The 6,326-nt window shown below is 69.1% G+C and carries 3 protein-coding genes; 2 read left to right on the top strand and 1 reads right to left on the bottom strand.

Features of this window, described 5'->3' with window-relative positions; genetic code table 11:
- Together AC1DOC_RS14595 and AC1DOC_RS14590 are read left to right on the top strand one after the other, a co-directional pair.
- Nucleotides 1-1,109: glycosyltransferase family 2 protein (locus tag AC1DOC_RS14595; RefSeq protein ID WP_478129987.1), on the top strand; the 1,109-nt coding region annotated here is incomplete at its 5' end.
- 64 nt (nucleotides 1,110-1,173) lie between these two features.
- On the top strand, nucleotides 1,174-5,604 hold the full coding sequence (locus AC1DOC_RS14590; RefSeq protein WP_478129986.1) for a class I SAM-dependent methyltransferase: 4,431 nt from the start codon (nucleotides 1,174-1,176) through the stop codon (nucleotides 5,602-5,604).
- Between the two features lie 13 nt (nucleotides 5,605-5,617).
- Here the strand turns inward: AC1DOC_RS14590 and argB are convergent.
- Nucleotides 5,618-6,326, bottom strand: a 709-nt coding sequence (argB, locus tag AC1DOC_RS14585) for an acetylglutamate kinase (RefSeq protein WP_478129985.1), incomplete at its 5' end; no start/stop codon positions are given.

Below are 6,326 nucleotides of genomic sequence, written 5' to 3'. Positions count from 1 at the left end.
ACTGCAGGGTGGCCATGCCGCTGCCCTGCAGCCAGGTGCGCCATATTCCCTCGGTGCTGTACCACCGGCAGGTCCCGCCCATCATCGATGCGGGCGACACGCGGCAGGCCGTCGAGGCCTATGCGGCGGCGGCCCGGCGGGTGGCGGCAGAAGCGGCGTTCCGGCAGGCGGGCGTGGCGGCCGAGGTGCTGCCCTCGCCGATCGCGGAGTTCGTCAACCACGTTCGCCGCCCACTGCCCAACCCCGCGCCACGGGTCAGCGTGCTCGTGCCGACGCGCGACCGCGCCAACCTGGTGAGGACCTGCCTGGACGGCCTGCTGCGCAAGACCGACTATCCGGATTTCGAAGTCCTCATCCTCGACAACGACAGCGTCGAGCCGGCCACGCTGTCCCTCTTCGCCGAGCTGGCCGCGGACCCTCGCGTCAGCGTGCTGCGGGTGCCGGGGCCCTTCAATTTTTCGGCCATCAACAACGCCGGCGTGCAGGCCTCGACCGGCGAGGTGCTGCTCTTCCTGAACAACGACATCGAGATCCTCGACGGCGGATGGCTCAGGGAAATGGTCGGCGAAGCCATGCGGCCGGACATCGGCTGCGTGGGCGCCAAGCTGCTGTACGGCGACGGCACGGTCCAGCACGCCGGCGTCATGCTGCAGAGCGGCCCGCTGGCGRTGCATGTGTGCCGCACCGACGGCGCCACCGACACCGGCCTGGACGGGCGGCTCGCGGGCACGCGCGACTACCTGGCGGTCACGGGCGCCTGCCTGGCGGTTCGGCGCTCGGTGTTCGACCAGGTGGGCGGCTTCGACGGCGAGCATCTGCCGGTGGCCTACAACGACATCGACCTGTGCCTGAAGGTGAACGATGCGGGCTACCGCAACATCTGCACGCCGTTCGCCTCGCTGCTGCACCTGGAGAGCGCCTCGCGCGGGCACGACCATGTTTCCGAAGAGAAGCAGCAGCGGGCAGCGCGCGAGCAGGCGCACGCCAGCACCAAGTGGATCGACCGCTTCGAGCACGACCCCTATCACAACCCGAATGTCCAGTGGGACTGGCTCACCGGCGCGCACCTGGCCCCCAGCGCCGGCCAGCAATGGCAGCTCGCGCGCTGAGGCGGGCGCGGCGGTTTCATCGACTTTCTAGCGGAGGCCCGGACGCGTCCGGGCAGGAATACAAATGAAAGAACCCACCCTCATTCTTCCGACGATCGACCGGTCGCTCGACGTGCTGACGCACCCGGTGCTGGACCCGCTCTTCTGGACGCCGCACCTGCTCGGCAAGGCCAGCGCGTGGTGGACCCACACGCCGTTCGCATTCTGGATCGTGGCCGCCTGCAAGCCGGGCCTGCTGGTGGAACTGGGCACGCACAACGGCGTGTCGTACGCGGCCTTCTGCGAGGCCGTTGCGCGGCTCAAGTCGGCCACGCGCTGCTACGCGGTGGACACCTGGGCCGGAGACGAGCATGCCGGGCATTTCGACGCGCAGGTCTACCACGAGCTGCGCGACTTCCACGACAAGCACTTCAGCGCCTTCTCCGAGCTCCTCAAGTCGACCTTCGACGACGCGCTGCCGTACTTTGCCGACGGCTCCGTCGACCTGCTGCACATCGACGGCTTCCACACCTACGAGGCGGTCAAGCACGACTTCGAGACCTGGCTTCCCAAGCTGTCGGACAAGGCCGTGGTGCTGTTCCACGACACCAATGTGCGCAGCGGCAATTTCGGCGTCTTCCGCTTCTTCGCCGAGCAGGCACGGCACTATCCCTCGTTCGAATTCCTGCACGGCCACGGGCTCGGCGTGCTGGCCGTGGGCGACCGCGCGCCGGCCGCCGCCATGGCGCTGTGCAACCTCGAACCCGAGCGCGCCGATGCCGCCAGGGCGCGCTTTGCGCACCTGGGGACGCGCTGGTTCGTGACCACGCGCGAGCAGCTCGGTTCGGCCGAACTGCATCAGCGCATCCACGAGGCCAATGCCCTGCGCGCGCCGGTGGAAGCCGAGCTGGCCCAGGTGGCGGCCGCCCGCGCGGCCGAGGCCGAGGCCCGCGCCCGCGCCGAAGGCCAGCTGGACGCCCTGTCCCACGAGGTGGCCGAGAAAGCCGCCCAGCTGGAGGACCTGAACAGGCAGGCCGGCGATGCGCAGGCGAAAGCCGCCCAGGCCGAAGCCGCCGCGCGCGCAACCGGCTTCGCCCACGAGCAGGCGAACCGGCGCGTGGCGGAGCTGCGGAATGTCGTGGCGCAACTGGCCACCGACCTGAACAAGACCCGCGACGACCTGAACGAGACCAGCGAAGCCAAGAGCCTGCAGCAGCGCACCGCGCTGGCCTGGAAGAACCTTGCGGACCGGAAGGAAGACCGGGTCGAATCGTTGATGGAGCGCTTCACGCGCCTGCGGGTCGATCCGTCCCTGAGCGTCAAGGCCAAGCTGCGCAGGCGCCTGCGGCTGCTTGCCCGGCGGCTGGCCGGCAAGCCGGTGGACCTGGGCGCGGTGGAGATCGTCCGGTTCTCGCCCTACTTCGACCGCGAGTGGTACCTGAAGACCTACCCCGACGTGGCATCCGCCGGCACGGACCCCGCGGAGCACTACGTGACCCACGGCGCGGCCGAAGGGCGCCAGCCCGGCCCATGGTTCTCGGGTGCCGAATACGCCGCGCGCTACGGGGACGCCGCGGGCTTCAATCCGCTGATTCACTACACGCTGGTGGGTGCGCGAGAGGGCCGGCGTGCCGGCCTGCTCGGCAGCGACGACACCGAGCCGCCCCCCATTCCCCCATTGCCCAGCCGGGTGTTCTCGATCTTCTATGTTTCCGGCGAGGCGGATACGCCCGGCCACCTGTACCGCGTCGCGCGCTACATCGAGTCGGCGCGGATAAACGGCGTGCCGGCGGAGTGGGTGCGGCAGGAAGAGCTGGAGGCGCGGCYCGAGCTGACGTCGCGGCACGACGTGATGATTCTCTGGCGCACCCAATGGAGCCCGGTGCTCGAAAAAGCCATCGGCCTGATGCATGCGCAAGGCAAGAAGGTGGTGTTCGACATCGACGACCTGATGATCGAACCCGACCTGGCCGACACCAAGGTGATCGACGGCATCCGCTCCAACGCCCACCCGGAAGCCGCGGTGCGCGAGCTCTTCGCGAGCGTGCGCCGCGCCATGCTCGCGTCCGACGTGTGCATTGCCAGCACCCAGGAGCTGGCCTACCACATGCGCTGGGCGGGCAAGTCCACCCATGTGCTGTTCAATGGCTTCGACGACCAGACCTTCGAGCTTTCCAGGCGCAGCGCGCGGCAGTGGCGCAGCGCGCGGACCGACAACCTGGTGCGCATCGGCTATGCCGGCGGCTCGCGGACGCACCAGCGCGACCTGGGCCTGGCCATCGAGGCGATCGCGCGCGTGCTGCGCGAGAACGAGCTGTGCCGCCTGGTGCTCTTCCAGACCGAATCGGGCATGCGCCTGGTCGACGTGGAGGAATACCCGGTGATGGCCGGCCTGGCGCACCGCATCGAATGGCGGCCCTTCCAGACCCTGGAGACGCTGCCGCGCGAAATTGCACGCTTCGACATCAACATCGCGCCGCTGGAATTCGGCAACCCCTTCTGCGAGGCCAAGAGCGAACTGAAGTTCTTCGAGGCCGCACTGGTCGACGTGCCGACCATCGCTTCGCCGACCGGCCCGTTCACGCGGGCGATCGAGCACGGCGTGTCGGGCTTCCTGGCCGCGAGCGCCGACGACTGGYACCACCATCTGTCGACCCTGGCTCCGGACCCGGCACTGAGGGCCAGCGTCGGCTCGGCCGCGTTCCTGCGCGCGATGGCCTCGTACGGGCCGCTGCAGCGGGCCACGCAGTTCGGCCGCGTGCTCGACCAGCTGCAAGGCGAGGCGCTGGCCGCGCGGGCCTTCGCGCTCGATGCGCGCGTTCGCTCGGCACCGATTCCGCGGCCCCAGCTGATGCCGCTGGAAGTGCTGTTCGAGCACCGGGCCGACGAGGTCGAGCTTGCCGATGTGACGGTCGCCATCCCGCTCTACAACTACGAGCAGTTCATCGTCGAGGCGCTGGAGTCCGTGCGTGCCCAGACGCTGGCGGTGCTGGACCTGGTGGTGGTGGACGACTGTTCGACCGACGGTTCGCTGGACGCCGTGCTGGCATGGGCCCGGCAGCACGCCAGGCGCTTCAACCGCGTGGTGGTTGCCCGGCATGAAGCCAACAGCGGCCTGGGCCTCACGCGCAATGCGGGCTTCCAACTCGCGGACAGTCCCTATGTGCTGCCGCTCGACGCCGACAACCGGCTGCGCCCGAAATGCTGCGAAGAGCTGCGCCGCGCCATCCGCGCCGAGCGCGTGGCCTTCGCCTACCCGACCATCCAGCACTTCGGCGCCTCCAGCGCGCTGCTCGGCGAAGCCTCCTACGAGCCGCAGCGCTTCGTGGCCGGCAACTACATCGACGCGATGGCGCTGGTCTCGAAGGAGGCGTGGGCGATCGTGGGCGGCTACAACCACGTTCGCCACGGCTGGGAAGACTTCGACTTCTGGTGCCGGCTCGCGGAGCAGGGCCAGCGCGGCGTGCGGGAGCCGCAAACGCTCGCGGACTACCGCGTGCATGCGGGCTCGATGATCAAGGCCGAGACGACGGTCCCGCAGAATTACCAGCGCCTGATCGAGAACTTCAAGGCCCAGCATCCCTGGGTGTCGCTGATCGACGAGCGGCTCGCGCGCAAGGCGCCGGCGCTGCAGGTGGCGCTGAGCGAGGGCGGCGCGAAGTCGCGCCTGCAGGCGCTGCTGCCGATTCTTCGCTGCCCCAAGACCGGCCTCAAGCTGACGGACGATGCGGCAAGCGGCGCACTGGCGACCGTGGACGGCTGGCGGCGCTGGCCCGTCGTCCAGGGCCGGCCGGTTCTTTGCGAGGACATCGGCGAGCCCGAGGTCAAACCCGCCGAGCACGTCAGCAACGCGCTGCCGCCCGAAGCCCTGAAGCTCGCCAAGAGCACCAAGGGGTGGGTGCTGAATCTCAGCGGCGGAGGCTCGCAGGAAAAGCTCGAGAACGTGGTCGAGGTCGAATACTGCCTGTTCAGGCACACCGACGTGGTCGCCGATGCCCACGTGCTGCCGTTCGACGACGCGGTCTTCGACGCGGCGATCGTCATGAACGCCTTCGAGCACTACCGCGAACCGCAGAAGGTGGCGACGGAGCTGCTTCGGGTGCTCAAGCCCGGCGGCCGCATCCTGGTTCGCACCGCCTTCATGCAGCCGCTGCACGAGCGGCCGTGGCACTTCTTCAACTGCACGCGCTACGGGCTGGAGCAGTGGTTCCGCGAGTTCGAGGCCGAGCGCGTGCGGGTGTCGGAGAATTTCGCGCCGAACCACTCCGTCAGCTGGCTGGCGTCGGAGTGCGAGCAGGCGCTGCGCGCCAACGTGTCCGACGAAGCCGCGGAGCGCTTCCGGGAGGCCCCCGCGGGCGATCTGGTGGACCTGTGGCGCGATCCGTCGCTGCGCGATACGCCGCTTTGGACCGATTTCGAGAAGCTGCCGCAGTCGGTGCAGGAAGTTGGCGCCGCGGGCTTCGAGTATCTCGGCCGGAAACCCGCGGTGGCCAGGACGGGCGCGAACGGCTGCTGAGGCTGCCGAGGCCTCAGCGCGCGCGGATCATCGTGCCGTAGGCTTGGTCGGTCAGGATCTCGAGCAGCATCGCGTGCGGCACGCGGCCGTCGATGATGTGCACCGCGTTCACGCCGCTCTTGGCCGCATCGAGCGCGCCCTCGATCTTGGGCAGCATGCCGCCCGAGATGGTGCCGTCGGCAAACAGGTCGTCGATCTCGCGCGCGCTCAGGTTGGTGAGCAGATTGCCGTCCTTGTCGAGCACGCCGGGCGTGTTGGTCAGGAGCATGAGCTTCTCGGCCTTGAGCACGGTGGCGAGCTTGCCGGCCACCACGTCGGCGTTGATGTTGTAGCTCTCGTTCTCCTCGCCGAAGCCGATCGGGCTCACCACGGGAATGAAGGCGTCGTCCTGCAGCGCCTTGACCACGCTGGGGTCGATGGAGACGATGTCGCCCACCTGGCCCACGTCGTGGTGCAGGTTGGGATCGGCACGGTCCGCCATCTTGAGCTTCTGCGCGCGGATCATGCCGCCGTCGCGCCCGGTCAGGCCCACGGCCTTGCCGCCGGCCTGGTTGATCAGGCCCACGATGTCCTGCTGCACCTCGCCGGCCAGCACCCATTCGACCACCTCCATGGTCTCGGCGTCGGTCACGCGCATGCCCTGGATGAAGCTGCCCTTCTTGCCCAGGCGGTTGAGCGCCGCCTCGATCTGCGGTCCGCCGCCATGCACCACCACCGGGTTC

Source organism: Variovorax sp. 01T439_2 (assembly GCF_056398445.1).
This window is presented reverse-complemented; position numbering and strand designations above follow the sequence as displayed.